The organism is Limnohabitans sp., from assembly GCF_034680285.1.
In the GTDB taxonomy this organism is placed as follows: domain Bacteria; phylum Pseudomonadota; class Gammaproteobacteria; order Burkholderiales; family Burkholderiaceae_C; genus Limnohabitans_A.
This window is the reverse complement of the sequence record NZ_JAXITC010000003.1, coordinates 85532-101010: the sequence shown is the minus strand read 5'-3', so window position 1 is coordinate 101010 and position 15479 is coordinate 85532. Positions and strand designations below refer to the sequence as shown.

Here is a 15479-nt window from a genome sequence, read left to right as displayed (position 1 = left end):
CGTATCGCGACGAGGGCGTCGCTCCCACAGCTAGAAACGTGGCTACTTGTCCAGCAAGCGGTTGAGCTTTTCTGCCTCAAAGCTTTCGCTCTTGGCCGCATCGCCCGGCATGGGCATGTGCTGCTGGGCGCACAGCTGCTCCAGCGCTTGCCAGATCATGGCGATCTGGTGTTCTTGCCCAGCCGCGTTGTCGATCAGGCCACGCAAAGCTTGGCTGACCGGGTCGTCGTCTTGAGTGATGCCATAGGCACTGAACTTGCGCTCCGTGCCCGACACATCGGCGCTCTCACCCTCTTTGGAAGGGATGATGCGCGCAGGAATGCCCACCGCCGTGGCGCCCGCAGGCACAGGTTTGATGACCACCGCATTGCTGCCGATCTTGGCGCCATCGCCCACCTCAAAGCCGCCCAGCACCTTGGCCCCGGCACTGACCACCACATCTTTGCCCAAGGTGGGGTGGCGTTTGGCACCTTTGTAAAGCGAGGTGCCGCCCAAGGTCACGCCCTGGTAAATCGTGCAACCGTCGCCAATCTCAGCCGTCTCGCCGACCACCACGCCCATGGCGTGGTCAAAAAACACCCGCTCGCCAATCTTGGCGCCAGGATGGATTTCAATGCCCGTGAGCCCGCGCGACACATGCGAGATGAAGCGCCCCAGCCATTTGAACCCGTGGTTCCAACACCAGTGCGCACGGCGGTGCAGCACCAAGGCGTGCAGGCCCGGGTAACAGGTCAGCACCTCCCACGAAGTGCGTGCTGCTGGATCCCGGTCGAGGATGCATTGGATGTCGGAGCGAAGACGTGAAAACATAGGCTTTGAGTCTATCGCTTGACGCTGGCGTTTTGGATCATGGCCTTGGCCACCCCGCGCAGGATGTGGATTTCTTCTGGGCTCAAGTCAGCCCGGTTGAACAACTGGTTCAGGCGCGGCATGAGTTTTTTGGGTGCAGCCGGGTCCAAAAAGCCAATGTCGGCGAGTGCCTGCTCCCAATGCGTGAGCATGCCTGCCACTTGTTGTGCATCGGCCTTGTCAGATGGCGCAATCACATCCTGCACCGGAAAGCCGCCCAAGGCCGCACGCCAGTCGTAAGCAATGACCTGAATGGCCGAGCCCAAATTGAGCGAACCGAATTGGGGATTCGTCGGGATCGACAAGGCGACATGGCAGCGGTAAACGTCTTCGTTTTTCATGCCAAAACGCTCGGAGCCGAACAAAAACGCCACGCTCTGCTCGGGTGCACCGGGCTGGGTCAACTGGGCAAAGTGCTCGCGGGGCGAGCGGGTCGGCGGCCCAAAGTCACGCGGCGTCATGGCCGTGGCACACAAATGGGTCACACCGTCCAAGGCTTCGTCCAAGGTCTCAACCACCCGTGCCTTGTCCAACACATCGTTGGCCCCACTGGCGCGCTGGATGGTTTCTTCCTTGCGCAGCACGTTCTGCCAGCGCGGCTTGACCAGCACCAGTTCGTCAAAACCCATCACCTTCATGGCACGGGCAGCTGCGCCCACATTGCCAGCGTGGCTGGTTTCTATCAAGATAAAACGCGTTTTCATCCCCCGATTGTCCATGCTGGGGCATACTTATTTGCGATTCGCCACGCATCTTGGCCGACTGTCGTGTCGGGCCATGGTGCCAAGTCACTTGGTTTTTGGAGTTTTTTTATGAAAACATCATTTCTCTGGCTCTTGTGTGCCACCCCTCTGCTGGCATCAGCGCAATCGGCGGGACCTGACCGTTTTGTAGGTGAACTCGGCGGTTTGGTGGCCACATCGAACGCGCTGATCCACGGTGCAGAAAGCAAAACCACGGTGCTTCCCTATGTGTATGGCGACCTGGGCCGGTTTTTTGCCCGCGTGGACACACTGGGTTTCAAAGCCATGCCATTGGGAGAGGGGCACCTCGAACTCGTGGCACGCGTGAGCCATGAAGGCTTCAAATCTAGCAAAACCGCCCACCCGGGCGCGGGAGACCGCAGCGCACCTTTGCCCATTGGCTTCGGCACTTTTCAGCGCACGGCTCTGGGAGGCTTGTTTGCATACGCCATGCATGATCCTCAGTCGGGCGGTCAATTTGGCGAGTTCAACTGGGCCGGTCAACTGGACATCGGGCCGGTCAAGCTTTACCCACAGCTGGGCTTGCAGTACCGATCCGCAGACTATGTCCAACATCTGTATGGCATCAATGCGGCCCAATCCATGGCGACGGGCTTGGCCGTCTATCGGCCAAGCGCTTCTTTGACGCCCATGGCCACCTTGCAAGCGGCAGTGCCCTTGAACGGTCCTTGGTCGCTGCAATTGCAGACGCGTTACCGGCATCTTGACAGCGCCATGGCCAACAGTCCCTTGGTCAGCAGGTCCAGCCAGGTTTCAGGCTTTGCAGCGCTGACTTACACCCTGAAGTGATCTACCGTTGCGTTTTGGGTGGCATGGCGCAACCTGTCAGCAGAGATTCAACCTGGCACCAGGCATGCGGATGCTGCGCTCAAAACCCACAACGACGGCCTGTGCTGGAGACTGCAAGTCCAACTGCGAGGGGCGAGCCCCTCATTTCATGAGAAAATAAGCCCCTTGTCGCCGCGATCGTGCGTGCGTTACACCCGTTCTTCACACAATTCATGTCGTCCAATCTCCACCCCATGCTCAACGTGGCCATCAAGGCTGCGCGCGCCGCTGGCGCCATCATCAACCGTGCTGCGCTCGACGTTGAAGCGGTTCGCATCTCGCAAAAGCAGGTCAATGACTTCGTCACCGAAGTCGACCACGCCAGCGAAAAAGTCATCATCGACACCCTGCTGACCGCCTACCCTGACCACGGCATCTTGGCCGAGGAATCAGGCAGCACGCATGGCAATCCGAACGCTGACCACATCTGGATCATCGACCCCCTGGACGGCACGACCAACTTCATCCACGGCTTCCCTGTTTATTGCGTGAGCATTGCCTTGCAAGTGCGCGGCAAGATCGAGCAAGCCGTCATTTACGACCCCACCCGCAACGATTTGTTCACCGCCACCAAAGGCCGTGGCGCGTTCATGAACGACCGCCGCCTGCGCGTAAGCAAGCGCATCCGCTTGCAGGAGTGCATCATTTCCACAGGGTTCCCCTTCCGCAAGGGCGACAACTTCAACCAGTACCTGCGCATGATGGGCGACGTGATGCAACGCACGGCTGGCCTGCGCCGCCCTGGTGCTGCAGCGCTGGACTTGGCCTATGTGGCTGCCGGCTTCACCGACGGCTTTTTTGAAACCGGCTTGTCCCCTTGGGACGTGGCTGCAGGCTCCCTCTTGGTCACCGAAGCGGGCGGCCTGATCGGCAACTTCACAGGCGAATCCGACTTTCTGGAACAAAAAGAATGCTTGGCAGGCGCGCCACGCATTTACGGCCAATTGGTCACGATCTTGGGCAAATACAGCAAATTTGCCAGCGCAGGCGACAAAGCCTCTGTACGCACAGCCGTGGACAACCTGAGCCGCGACCTGGCGACGGACAGCGAAGCCGCTGAAGGCGAGATCGGCGCTGACCCCGCCGAAGGCTCCGAAACCAAAGACGCCCCGTTTTAAATCATGTCAGCGCTCGACCTGAGTGCCCACACCCCCATGATGGCCCAGTACTTGGGCATCAAGGCGGAGTTTCCTGACACGCTGGTGTTCTACCGCATGGGCGACTTTTACGAGTTGTTCTTTGCGGACGCCGAAAAAGCCGCTGGCCTGCTCGACATCACCCTGACACGCCGTGGCCAGTCGGCCGGGCAGCCCGTCCTCATGGCGGGCGTGCCCTTCCATTCCATGGAAACCTACCTCGCCCGCTTGATCAAGCTCGGCGAATCGGTGGCCATTTGCGAGCAAGTGGGCGATGTAGCCACATCCAAAGGCCCGGTAGAGCGCAAAGTAGTCAGGGTGGTCACCCCAGGCACCCTGACCGATACCGAGCTGCTGTCCGACAAGAGTGAAGCGATTTTGCTGGCCGTGCACCAAGCGGGCAAAAACCGCTGCGGCCTGTCTTGGCTCAGCGTCACACAAGGCGTGGTGCATTTGGCCGAATGCGCTCAGGACGAGCTGGCCGACTGGATCGACCGCATCGCCCCCAGCGAATTACTGGCCAGCGCGGGCATGACGCCCACTTTTGAACAAAAACTGCGCAGCCTCAAAACCGCAGGCCGGGGCAGCTGGTCTTTTGCCCTCCGGCCGGATTTCCAGTTTGACGCAGGCTTGGGCCAACGCAAGCTGCTCGAACAACTGCAGGCCGCGTCACTCGCCGCCTGGAGCGCCGACGCCCTGAGCGACGCCCACGCCGCAGCCGCTGCGCTGCTCACCTACGCTGAACACACCCAAGGTCGCAGCCTGCCCCATGTGCAGCGGGTGCAGGTGCAGCGCTCTGACGCGCTCATTGACCTGCCCGCCAGCACACGTCGCAACCTGGAGCTGACGCAAACCCTGCGCGGCGAAAGCGCTGCCGATTCCCCCACTTTGTTTGCCCTGCTCGACACCTGCATGACGGGCATGGGCAGCCGCCTGCTCAAAAGCTGGCTGCTCAGCCCGCCGCGTGACCGACAGGTGGCACAGCAACGCCTGCAAGCCCAAGCCGTGTTGCATGGCGACAGCGGCGCGGGTCCGTGGAACAGCCTGCGCGAACAGCTCAAAGGCGCGAGCGACGTGGAACGCATCACCGCACGCACCGCGCTGCGCCAGGTGCGCCCGCGCGAGCTGGTGGCCCTGCGCCATGCGCTGGCGCGTGCGGCCGCGCTGTCTGTGCAACTGCAAGCACTGAACCCCGAGACCGGCAGCTTGCTGGCGGGCATGGCCCGCTGGCTCACACCGCCCACAAACTGCGCCGAGCTGCTGCACATGGCCTTGCTCGAAGAGCCGTCCGCCTTGGTGCGCGACGGCGGTGTGATCGCCGACGGGCTGGACGCCGAGCTGGACGAGCTGCGCGGCATCCAGACCAACTGCGATGCCTTCTTGCTTGACCTCGAGACCCGAGAAAAAGAGCGCACCGGCATCGCCAACCTGCGGGTGCAGTTCAACAAAGTGCACGGCTTTTACATCGAAGTCACACAAGGGCAACTGGACAAAGTGCCCGACGACTACCGCCGTCGCCAGACTCTGAAAAACGCCGAGCGCTTCATCACGCCCGAGCTCAAAACCTTTGAAGACAAAGCCCTATCGGCGCAAGAGCGCGCCTTGGCCCGCGAGAAGTGGCTCTACGAAGGCGTGCTCGACCAGTTGCAGCCCTTTGTGGCCGCGCTCACCGCTTTGGCGCAGGCCATGGCCAGCCTGGACGTGCTGTGCGCCCTGACCGAGCGCTCGCTCACCCTGAACTGGTGTGCCCCCGAATTCACCAAAGAGCCCTGCATCGAAATCCGCCAAGGCCGCCACCCGGTGGTCGAGGCGCGGCTGGCTCAGATGTCGGGTGCGAGCTTCATCGCCAACGACACGGTGCTGGGCACCAAGCAGCGCCTGCAGATCATCACCGGCCCCAACATGGGCGGTAAATCGACCTACATGCGCCAAGTTGCGCTGATCGTGCTGCTGGCCAGCATCGGCAGCCATGTGCCCGCCAGCCGTTGTCGCCTGGGGCCGATTGACGCCATCCACACCCGCATCGGCGCGGCCGACGATCTGGCCAACGCCCAATCGACCTTCATGCTGGAGATGACCGAAGCCGCGCAAATTTTGCACAGCGCCACGCCGCACAGCCTGGTGCTGATGGATGAGATCGGGCGCGGCACCTCGACTTTTGACGGCTTGGCTCTGGCCAGCGGCATCGCCACGCACCTGCACAACAAAACGCAGGCCTTTGCCTTGTTTGCCACACACTACTTTGAGCTGACCGAGTTCCCAGCCACGCACACGGCGGCCGTCAACATGCATGTGAGCGCCGCCGAATCGGGCGCGTCGATTGTGTTCTTACACGAGTTGCAGCCCGGCCCGGCCAGCAAAAGCTATGGTGTGCAGGTGGCGCGCCTGGCGGGCATGCCTGCCGCTGTGCTCAACCACGCCCGCCATGCGCTCAGCGCACTCGAGGCTGGGGCTACTGAAAGCCGTCAGCAGGTGGACTTGTTTGCAGCCCCACCCGAAGCCGAAGCCGCAGGCCCCTCGCCTGTAGAAGCGGCGCTGGCCCAAATCAACCCCGATGCGCTCAGCCCCCGCGAAGCGCTCGACGCCCTCTATGCCCTGCAGCGCTTGCTGCCCAAAAGTTAAAGAGCCCCCACATGACTTATTGCGTTGCCGTCAAAACCCGCGCCGGACTGGTGTTCTTGTCCGACTCCCGCACCAACGCGGGCCTGGACCAGATCAGCACCTTCCGCAAAATGATCGTCTATGAAAAAGCGGGCGACCGCTTCATGACCTTGCTGTCGGCGGGCAACCTGAGCATCTCGCAATCGGTGCGCGAAGTGCTGCAGATCGAAAAACTGGTCGAGCCCGGGCAAGACGAGCCACTGACCATCTGGAACGCCAAGAGCATGTTCGACGCCACCCGCGTGCTGGGCGCGGCCGTGCGCCGCGTGTACGAGCGCGACGCTGCAGCGCTGCGCGCCTCGGGTGTGGAGTTCAACGTGTCCATGATTTTTGGCGGCCAAATCGGCGGCGAAGGCATGCGCCTGTTTCAGGTGTACTCGCCCGGCAACTTCATCGAAGCGACCGATGAGACGCCCTACTTCCAGATCGGTGAATCCAAATACGGCAAGCCCGTTCTCGACCGCGTCATCACCCCCAACACCCCGCTGGACGAAGCGGCCAAATGCGCCCTGGTGTCGATGGACTCGACCCTCAAATCCAACCTGTCGGTGGGTCTGCCGCTGGACATGGTGGTGTACCAAGCGGGCAGCCTGCAGACCGACCGCATCATGTGCATCGACGAGCACAACCCGTATTTCAAAATGCTGCGCACCAGCTGGGGCGACAAACTGCGCCAAATGTTCGACAGCATCGAAGACCCCATGTGGAACGGCGGCGCGACCGACATCCCGCTCATGGTGTCTGCCCAGCGCAATGCCTTGCTCAAGAAAATCACGACGCCTGAAGAGAAATTGATCTGATGAGCGCCCGCATCATCTTTTCTCATGGCAACAGCTTTCCGGCCAGCACCTACAAGGTGATGTTCAACAACCTGCGCCAGCGCGGCTTCCAAGTGGGCGCGGTGGAGATGTTTGGGCACGATCCGCAATACCCGGCCACCAACAACTGGCCCCACTTGGTCCAGCAGCTGGCCGACTTTGCCAAGGCTCAGCAAGGCGACGGCGAACCCGCCTTCTTGGTGGGTCACTCATTGGGTGGTATTTTGAGTTTGATGTGCGCCGCACGCCACCCCGAGCTGGCACGCGGTGTCTTGTTGATTGACTCGCCTGTGATCGGTGGCTGGCGCGCCACCACCTTGGGCTTGGCCAAGCGCACACCGCTGATTGGCTCCCTGTCGCCGGGTCGCATCAGCCAAAAACGGCGCAACCACTGGCCCGATGCCCAAGCGGCATTAGAGAGTTTCCAGCAAAAAAAGTCTTTTGCCCGATGGGACCCGCAGGTCTTGCGCGATTACATCGAACACGGCACACACGACGAAGGTGGGCGACGGGTTTTGAGTTTTGACCGCGACGTGGAGACCGCCATTTACAACGGCCTGCCGCACAAACTCGACAGCCTGCTCAAGCGCCACCCCCTCAAATGCCCCGCCGCTTTCATCGGCGGCACGCACTCGCGCGAAATGCGTCAAGCCGGCATCGACCTGACCCACAAGGTCGTCAAAGGTCGCGTGATGATGCTTGACGGCACACACCTGTTTCCGATGGAAAAACCCATCGCCACAGCCGCAACAATTGAGGCATCGCTGCGCAATATGGGCGCTTGATCAAGCAGCCCAGGTCACCAAGCCGCTGTAACTGGTGCCCAGCACCACCAGGCCAAAGACGATCCGGTACCAAGCAAACACCTCGAAGCTGTTGGTCGAAATGAACTTGAGCAGCCAGCGCACACACACCCAGGCGCTCAAAAACGAAAACACCAGGCCCACCGCAAACATCGGCGCGTCGGCCATGCTCAGCAAAGCGCGGTCTTTGTAGAGGCTGTAAGCCCCGGCGCCAATCAGCGTGGGGATGGCCAAGTAAAACGAAAAGTCGGTCGCCGCCTTGCGCGACATGCCCAGCAGCATGCCGCCAATGATGGTCGCGCCACTGCGGCTGGTGCCCGGAATCATGGCCAGGCACTGCACCATGCCCACTTTGAGGGCATCGCGACCGCGCATGTCTTCCACCTCATGGATGCGCACCGCACTAACCGGACGCCGTTCGGCCCACAAAATGATGAAACCACCAATGATGAAAGTGGTCGCCACCACCTCGGGCGTGAACAAGTTCGCCTTGATCGCTTTGCCAAACAAGAGGCCCAGTAGGACTGCGGGCACAAAAGCAATGAACACATTCAGGGCGAAGCGCTGGGCATCTGCGCTGCGCGGCAAGGCCCGCACCGTGCTGCTGATCTTTTGCCAATACACAATGATCACGGCCAAAATCGCTCCGGTCTGTATGGCGATGTCAAACACCTTGGCCTTGTCATCGTCAAAGCCCAACAAGGCCCCGGCCAAAATCAAATGACCGGTGGACGAGATCGGCAAGAACTCGGTCAGACCTTCGACCACGCCCATCACGGCGGCTTTCAGCAACAGCATCAAATCCACAATCACTCCTGACAATCTGGTCCAATTATCGCGGTTGTTAACGATCAAGGCCGACAAACAAGGAGACTTGCACCATGCAAATGACACACACCATCGCCATCCACATGAGTGCCGCTATCACAGCGGTACTCATTGGACCGTTCGTACTTTGGACGCGACTGGGGCGAATTGTGCGACCGCAACTGCACCGTGCCTTGGGTTATGCATGGGTCACTTGCATGCTGGCAGCAGCGTTGAGCGCAGTGTTTATCCGCGACTTCAACTTACCCAACATAAGTGGCTACACACTCATTCACTTGTTGGTCCCCATCACTTTGGTCAGCCTGTTTCGGGCATTTGTTTACCTTAGTCAAGGCAATTATCGGGGGCATCGTCAAACCATGCAATGGCTCTACATCAGTGCCTGCATCGTCGCGGGCGCATTCACATTGCTGCCCAGTCGTTTCCTGGGGCATTTGATTTGGTCGAACTGGTTGGGCTGGATTTAATGCCGTTTTACCTGTGAGATTCAGAATTGGTGTCAGAGCCTCAGCGGCGCGCACCACTCCATGGACCTCTTCCACGCTCATCGTTTGGAGGATGTCGGCGATCATGACCCCAATCTCGGCGGTCATGTCTATGGACATTCCGCTGTTCATTGCGCCTTTCCAAACCAATAACTGGACCATACACCTGTGGCAAATAGATCACCCGTGGCTGGGGGATGACCCAGACTGGCACAGGCACCCTCTCTTGGGCATAAACCGGAGCATGACCCATGCGCGAATGAACCACCACCGAAGGTTCGACCATGACGGGATGGGCACAGCCCACTTGGGCCAGACCCAACATCAAACTGCCCATGAGCAGGGCTTTGCGAGACCAGGTTTTAAACATCAGCGTAGACATGTGGACTCCTGAGAAAGGGTTGACTGACCAAAGGCCCGTCTCTTCCTTTAGCGCGCAAGCCCGGTCTGCGGTGGACAACGCCTCCTTCTCAATGGTTTCCATTCGTAACCAAGGTTGACGACCTGTGTTGATTCAGACAGCAGGGGTCTGATCTTGAAAATATCTAAAACTTACAAAGTTTCACACATTGTGTATCCCTTAAAGTTATATTCAGCGCTCTCAACAAGGCACAAAATGAACAACAATTGGATTCAAAAAACCCACCAGACCATCCAAAAACCATTGGTGGGTCTTTGCTTATTGGTTGCTCTGGCCTTAAGCGCTTGCGGCGGAAGTGGCAGTAGCAGCACAGACAGCACTGCTGATGCTGTGGACCCATACCCCGGTGTCAAGGCCTATACCTCTTTGGATTTGAACGCCCCCCTCAATTACACGTCGCCCACCTTATTGGGCCACTACGATGCCAACGTGTTGGCCACGCGCAATCAAACGTCAGCCAATGTCACGACCGACAAAGGCGCCACACTGGGACGCGTGTTGTTCAATGACACACGCTTGAGTTTCAACAACACCAAATCTTGCGCTTCTTGCCATGTTCAAGCCAATGGTTTTGTCGACCAAGCCCAATTCAGCACGGGGTTTGCAGGCGGTTTGACCACGGCCCACGCCATGCGCTTGGGCAATGTGGCCTTCTACCAAGGCAATCGCATGTTTTGGGACAAACGTGCCGCCAGCATCGAAGAGCAGGCGACCGATCCGATTCAAAACGCTATCGAGATGGGTTTCGATGCGACACATGGCGGCTTCAGTGCGCTGGTCACCAAAATGCAAGCCCTTCCTTACTACCCCGAATTGTTCAAGTGGGTGTTTGGCGATGAAACGATCTCAGAGGCACGCGTTCAAAATGCCTTGGCGCAATTTCAGCGCAGCATGATCTCTGCCAACAGCAAGTGGGATCGGGCCTATGCCGTGATTTACACCAACAACGGCAGTGTCAACAGCCCACAAAGTTTTGGGCGATCATTGACTGGCAACAACATTCCTGAAGCCGATCGCTTCACGGCCTCCGAAGACAGAGGTCGCGCATTGTTCATTCAAGGCCCGAACAACGGGGGCAAAGGCTGTGCAGGCTGCCATCAGCCGCCCACCTTTTCACTGGACCCCAACTCCAGAAGCAATGGTCTTGATTTGAATGAAACCGTGATTTTCAAATCACCCTCGCTCAAAAACGTCGCGCTCGATGGCCGGTTCATGCACGATGGCCGCTTTAGCACTTTGGAACAAGTGTTGACGCATTACGCAACAGGCATTCAAGCTGGCCCCGCCAGAGACAACCGACTGCCCGTCGGCGGCATCCCCATGACTGCGCAAGATCAAGCTGACATCGTGGCCTTCTTGAAAACGTTGACCGACTCGACCCTCAGCACCGACACACGCTTTGCCAGCCCGTTTATCAAGTGATTGAGTTGGCTGCGTGCCTTTGGCGATGGCGACGCACATGCAAGATGGCCAAATACAAAGACGCCACCTGCAGCAGGGCACAAAAGAAAAACGGTGCGCCAATGCGCCAATCGCCTTGCGGGTAGTGCGACACCACGGCCAGCATGGGGGCGCCCAACAAGGGCGCCAGCACCGCCATCAGACCGTTGAGCGAACTGACAGCGCCCATGGTTTGCCCTTGGCTTTTGCTGTCGGCTGCCGATGAAATCATGCTTTGCACCGAAGCCGTCACCGTGCCGCCCAGCAAGTTGAAGGCAATCACGGCGTACATCATCCAGCCCTCGGTGGCTGCGCCCCACAAGGTGTAGGCCAATACAGAGGACACCAAACCCCAAATCGCCAGCTGTTGGGGCAAAAAGCGCTTGAGCAAACGCCCCAGCAACACCCCCTGCACCAGCACCGCCACAATGCCGACCACGGCCAAAGACCAGCCGTTTTCGCGTGGCCCCCAGCCAAACTTAAAGCTGTTGTAGAGCACCCACACCGTGTACAACACAAACTGCGCCAAACCACTGAAAGCCACCACCCCCACCAACGGGCCCACGCCTTTGAGTTGCCCCAACTTGCGCAGCGACGTGGCCGGATTGGCCGAACGCCAGCTGAAGGCCTTGCGGTTGTGCACAGACAAGGACTCGGGCAGCACAAAGTAGCCGTAAAGCAAATTGATCAGGGTCAGGGTGCCCGCCAGGTAAAACGGCAAATGCAAATTCACCGCCCCCAGCAGACCGCCCACCACAGGCCCGACGATGAAACCCACGCCCATCATGGCGCCCAAAAAGCCAAACCGCTTGGCGCGCTCTTCGGGGGCTGAAATGTCGGCCACATAAGCATTGGCAACAGCCACGTTGGCCTGCATGGCACCGCCCAAAGTGCGGGCGATGAGCAAACCCATCAAAGAAGTGGTCATGGCCGTGCCAAAAAAGCTGACTCCCAAACCCATGAAGCCCAACAACATGACGGGCCTGCGCCCGAAACGGTCAGACAAGGCCCCCAAAATCGGCGAAGCGACAAAGTTGGCCAAGCCAAATGCAGCCGCTACCACGCCGTACCAAAACGCCTGATCGGCCGGGTCGGTGGCAAAACTGGCCACCAGCGTGGGCAATACCGGCACGATCACACCAATGGCCGCCATGTCGATCAACACAGCGATCATGATGAAAGGCATGGCCGCCTCACGGGAACGTAATTTTTTGAGCATTGGGGAGAAATCGCTTCCGAGTTAAGCAAGGCAGGCCGAACAAGCAAAGCGGCGTCCAACGTAGGGGCATTTTAGAACCCGCCACGAACCCGCTGGTCAACACACCAAAGGCAAAGAAAAATTGCCTGGTGCCACAAAGTAAGCTGGGGCTAACCCATAAAATCAAAACATGACTGACACGACCCCCAACGCCCCCCATTCAATGCCTGCTGCACCTGCCATTGCGGCACAGCCCGAGCACAAAGTCAGCAACTTCCTGCGCCAGATCATCGAAAACGACCTGGACAAAGGCACCTACGCCAACCGCCGCTGGGCAGGCAGCCCCGGCGACGCCGCGCACCACGCCGCAGGCCAACCCGACCCGGCCAAGATCCGCACCCGCTTTCCGCCCGAGCCCAACGGCTACCTGCATGTGGGCCACGCCAAAAGCATCTGCATCAACTTCGGGCTGGCCAAGGAATACGGCGGCGTGTGCCACCTGCGCTTTGACGACACCAACCCCGAAAAAGAAGACACCGAATACGTCAACAGCATCATCGACGCCGTGAAGTGGCTGGGTTTTAGCTGGGCACAGCTGGCCCAAGCACAAGGCGCAGCCGCATCCGAGGACTGCAGCGCCGCGCCCTACCAGGCCAGCGACTACTTCGACTTCATGTACCGCGCTGCCGAAGCCTTGATTGAAGCCGGACACGCCTATGTGGACGAACAAAGCGCGGAAGACATGCGTGCCAACCGGGGCGACTTTGGCAAGCCCGGCGTGGACAGCCCTTTCCGCACCCGCACCGTGGCAGAAAACCTGGCGCGGTTCCGCGAAATGCGAGACGGCCAACTGGCCGACGGCGCCGCTGTCCTGCGCGCCAAGATCGACATGGCATCGCCCAACATCAACCTGCGCGACCCGGCCATCTACCGCATCCGCCGCGCCACCCACCACCACACGGGCGACAAATGGTGCATCTACCCGATGTACACATTTGCCCACCCCATCGAAGACGCGCTGGAGCAGATCACCCACAGCATCTGCACGCTGGAGTTTGAAGACCAGCGCCCGTTTTACGACTGGCTGATGGATCGCTTGTGTGAGTGCAAATTGCTCGCCGCGCCCAGCCCCAAACAATACGAATTTGCCCGCCTGAACCTGACCTATGTGATCACCAGCAAACGCAAGCTGGCGCAACTGGTCAATGAAGGCAAAGTCAGCGGCTGGGACGACCCGCGCATGCCCACCATCGTGGGCCTGCGCCGCCGGGGCTACACGCCTGAGAGCCTGCGCCTGTTTGCCGACCGCATTGGCGTGACCAAAAGCGACAGCTGGATCGACTACAGCACGCTCGAAGGGTGCCTGCGCGAAGACCTGGAAAACAAAGCCCACCGCGGCATGGCCGTGCTCGACCCCGTCAAGCTCGTGCTGACCAACTGGGCCGAGGCCTTTGGCAGCGACGGCTACACCGAGGCCTGCACCCAACCCGCCCTGCCCCACAGCGCCGTGGCCGAGGGCCAAACGCCGCCAGCCGACCGCACTTTCCTGATCGGCAAAGAAGTGTGGATTGAGCGCGAAGACTTTGAAGAAGTGCCGCCCAAGGGCTACAAGCGCCTCTTCCCCGGCAACGTGGTGCGACTGAAGGGCGGCTACGTGATTGAATGCGCCGGCTGCGCACGCGACGCGGCGGGCAACGTGACCGAAGTGCACGCCAAAGTGATCCCCGGCACCAAGAGCGGCACGCCCGGCGCCGACAGCGTCAAAGCCAAAGCCGCCATCACCTGGGTGGGTGTGGCCGACGGCGTGAAGGCCGAGGTTCGCCTGTACGACCGCCTGTTTGCCGAAGCGCATCCTGACGCGGGCGGCAAAGACTTCTTGCAAAGCCTCAACCCCGACAGCTTGAAGGTCGTCACCGCTTATGTGGAGCCGTCATTGGCCAGGGCGCAGCCGGACCAGAAGTTCCAGTTTGAGCGATTTGGCTACTTTGTGGCGGACCGCCTGGACCATGTGGCGGGAGCGAAGCCGGTGTTCAACCGGGTGACGGGTTTGAAGGACAGCTGGGGCAAGTGATCCATGTAGACAGCAAAAAGGCCAGCAAGCTTGAGTTTTGCTGGCCTTTTCATTTTGGAAATTAACGTCTATCGACTGCGATGGACATTGATCAGTTACCGTCATAAGTGTCTCATCAACGACGCAGTTCTCGCAGGATCAGCATCAACGTCGCCATATGAACCACGGCAATGACGATGTTGCTGATGACAACAGGATTCGCAAAGTTGCCCACCGTGAAAGGCGTGGTCAGCTTGTAGACCACTTGAACCAACAACAACGGTGCAACCAACCTCACATCGTGCGTAAACAGCAACAGTGCAGATACCAGCAAAATGGCCCCGTAAATAGATAACAAAATGCCGCGTGCAGCGGTTTCTGGACCATAACCATGTTCGACCCAAGGGGCATTGCTCAACAAGCCCACACAGACAGGGATCAGAACCGCCATGTTGAGCAGAAGAGACAGACGAATCATCTTTTTCATTCAAGCACCTGCAAAGTCAATAACAACGTTATGACTGATACTATAACAGCGTTATGACCCCCAAAGAACGCATCCCTAAGCCATCAAAGAGCCAAGTGCAAACACCCGCTGAAGGTTCAGATGGCGTTGCAGATGCATTGCTCACAGCCGCACGACAGATCTTTGAAACCGGGGGGCTGCCTGCACTCACCGTCCGTCGTGTCGCCATCGCTGCTGGTTGCACAACCATGCAGGTGTACAGCCGTTACAACGGAAAGAATGGCCTTCTGCAAGCACTGTTTGATGAGGGCTTTACAGCACTGGCCAACGCTCAGCAGTCTGTCCCGCACTCCTTGCCGGCAGCTGAGCGCGTTCGCCAACTGTGTCGTGAATACCTGCGAATCGCCTCAGAAAAACCCAGTCACTACGCCCTGATGTTGGGTGCCCACAGCGGGGACTTCCAACCTGTGAAGGAGAGTGGTGAACGTGCCATGGCCACGCTGAGCAATCTGATTGAGGCTGTGGCTCGGGCACTGCCTCAAACTTCAAATCAAGACGCTCGTGCAAAAGACGTAGCACATCAGATCCTCGCCTTGTGCCACGGCTGGGCCATGCTCAGCGCTACACCACTTGTCGATGGGACTCGGCCGGAAGTGATCGACCAAGCAATTTCCTCGCTTTTGGATTCGAACTCTATGTACCCAACCAAATTAGATACACCTTAACCACCTC

Annotated in this window: 15 protein-coding genes; 9 read left to right on the top strand and 6 right to left on the bottom strand. The window is 59.2% G+C overall.

The window, feature by feature from the left end; translation table 11 throughout:
* Positions 1 to 42: 42 nt before the first annotated feature.
* Together cysE and SWE17_RS03790 are read right to left on the bottom strand one after the other, a co-directional pair.
* On the bottom strand, positions 43 to 810 hold the full coding sequence (gene cysE, locus SWE17_RS03795; protein ID WP_322991797.1) for a serine O-acetyltransferase: 768 nt from the start codon (positions 808 to 810) through the stop codon (positions 43 to 45).
* Between the two features lie 11 nt (positions 811 to 821).
* Positions 822 to 1553 carry an RNA methyltransferase gene (locus SWE17_RS03790; protein WP_322991796.1) on the bottom strand — a complete coding sequence of 244 codons (732 nt, stop codon included), beginning with the start codon at positions 1551 to 1553 and terminating at the stop codon, positions 822 to 824.
* Positions 1554 to 1661: 108 nt separating this feature from the next.
* On the opposite strand from SWE17_RS03790, the gene SWE17_RS03785 reads away from it, so the two are divergent.
* From SWE17_RS03785 to SWE17_RS03765, 5 genes are all read left to right on the top strand, one after another.
* Positions 1662 to 2402: a MipA/OmpV family protein gene (locus SWE17_RS03785; RefSeq protein ID WP_322991795.1), complete on the top strand. Its 741-nt coding sequence runs from the start codon at positions 1662 to 1664 to the stop codon at positions 2400 to 2402.
* A gap of 212 nt (positions 2403 to 2614) precedes the next feature.
* Positions 2615 to 3559: an inositol monophosphatase family protein gene (locus SWE17_RS03780; RefSeq protein WP_322991794.1), complete on the top strand. Its 945-nt coding sequence runs from the start codon at positions 2615 to 2617 to the stop codon at positions 3557 to 3559.
* 3 nt (positions 3560 to 3562) lie between these two features.
* Positions 3563 to 6199, top strand: coding sequence for a DNA mismatch repair protein MutS (mutS, locus tag SWE17_RS03775; RefSeq protein WP_322991793.1), 2637 nt, complete (start codon positions 3563 to 3565; stop codon positions 6197 to 6199).
* A gap of 11 nt (positions 6200 to 6210) precedes the next feature.
* Positions 6211 to 7038 (top strand): proteasome-type protease, encoded by an 828-nt coding sequence (locus SWE17_RS03770; RefSeq protein WP_322991792.1) that lies wholly within the window; start codon positions 6211 to 6213, stop codon positions 7036 to 7038.
* On the top strand, positions 7038 to 7841 hold the full coding sequence (locus tag SWE17_RS03765) for an alpha/beta hydrolase (RefSeq protein WP_322991791.1): 804 nt from the start codon (positions 7038 to 7040) through the stop codon (positions 7839 to 7841). Before SWE17_RS03770 ends, SWE17_RS03765 begins: the two co-directional genes overlap by 1 nt.
* On the opposite strand, the gene SWE17_RS03760 is transcribed toward SWE17_RS03765, so the two are convergent.
* Complete coding sequence (locus SWE17_RS03760) at positions 7842 to 8666, bottom strand: undecaprenyl-diphosphate phosphatase (protein WP_322991790.1); 825 nt, start codon at positions 8664 to 8666, stop codon at positions 7842 to 7844. It lies immediately after the preceding gene.
* Between the two features lie 74 nt (positions 8667 to 8740).
* On the opposite strand from SWE17_RS03760, the gene SWE17_RS03755 reads away from it, so the two are divergent.
* Positions 8741 to 9154, top strand: coding sequence for a DUF2306 domain-containing protein (locus SWE17_RS03755; protein ID WP_322991789.1), 414 nt, complete (start codon positions 8741 to 8743; stop codon positions 9152 to 9154).
* A 40-nt stretch (positions 9155 to 9194) separates the two neighbouring features.
* On the opposite strand, the gene SWE17_RS03750 is transcribed toward SWE17_RS03755, so the two are convergent.
* Positions 9195 to 9554: a hypothetical protein gene (locus SWE17_RS03750; protein WP_322991788.1), complete on the bottom strand. Its 360-nt coding sequence runs from the start codon at positions 9552 to 9554 to the stop codon at positions 9195 to 9197.
* 234 nt (positions 9555 to 9788) lie between these two features.
* Between SWE17_RS03750 and SWE17_RS03745 the strand changes: the two genes are divergently transcribed.
* Positions 9789 to 11015, top strand: coding sequence for a cytochrome-c peroxidase (locus SWE17_RS03745; RefSeq protein ID WP_322991787.1), 1227 nt, complete (start codon positions 9789 to 9791; stop codon positions 11013 to 11015).
* On the opposite strand, the gene SWE17_RS03740 is transcribed toward SWE17_RS03745, so the two are convergent.
* Positions 11008 to 12219, bottom strand: coding sequence for an MFS transporter (locus SWE17_RS03740; RefSeq protein WP_322991786.1), 1212 nt, complete (start codon positions 12217 to 12219; stop codon positions 11008 to 11010). The two genes, SWE17_RS03745 and SWE17_RS03740, sit on opposite strands and share 8 nt — an antisense overlap.
* Positions 12220 to 12454: 235 nt before the next feature.
* Here SWE17_RS03740 and SWE17_RS03735 point away from each other — a divergent pair, with 235 nt between their 5' ends.
* Positions 12455 to 14302 (top strand): glutamine--tRNA ligase/YqeY domain fusion protein, encoded by a 1848-nt coding sequence (locus SWE17_RS03735; RefSeq protein WP_322991931.1) that lies wholly within the window; start codon positions 12455 to 12457, stop codon positions 14300 to 14302.
* Between the two features lie 115 nt (positions 14303 to 14417).
* Here the strand turns inward: SWE17_RS03735 and SWE17_RS03730 are convergent, their stop codons facing one another.
* On the bottom strand, positions 14418 to 14768 hold the full coding sequence (locus SWE17_RS03730) for a hypothetical protein (RefSeq protein WP_322991785.1): 351 nt from the start codon (positions 14766 to 14768) through the stop codon (positions 14418 to 14420).
* Positions 14769 to 14821: 53 nt separating this feature from the next.
* On the opposite strand from SWE17_RS03730, the gene SWE17_RS03725 reads away from it, so the two are divergent.
* The gene (locus tag SWE17_RS03725) at positions 14822 to 15472 is read left to right on the top strand and encodes a TetR/AcrR family transcriptional regulator (protein WP_322991784.1); all 651 of its coding nucleotides are present in this window, start codon (positions 14822 to 14824) and stop codon (positions 15470 to 15472) included.
* Positions 15473 to 15479: the final 7 nt, after the last annotated feature.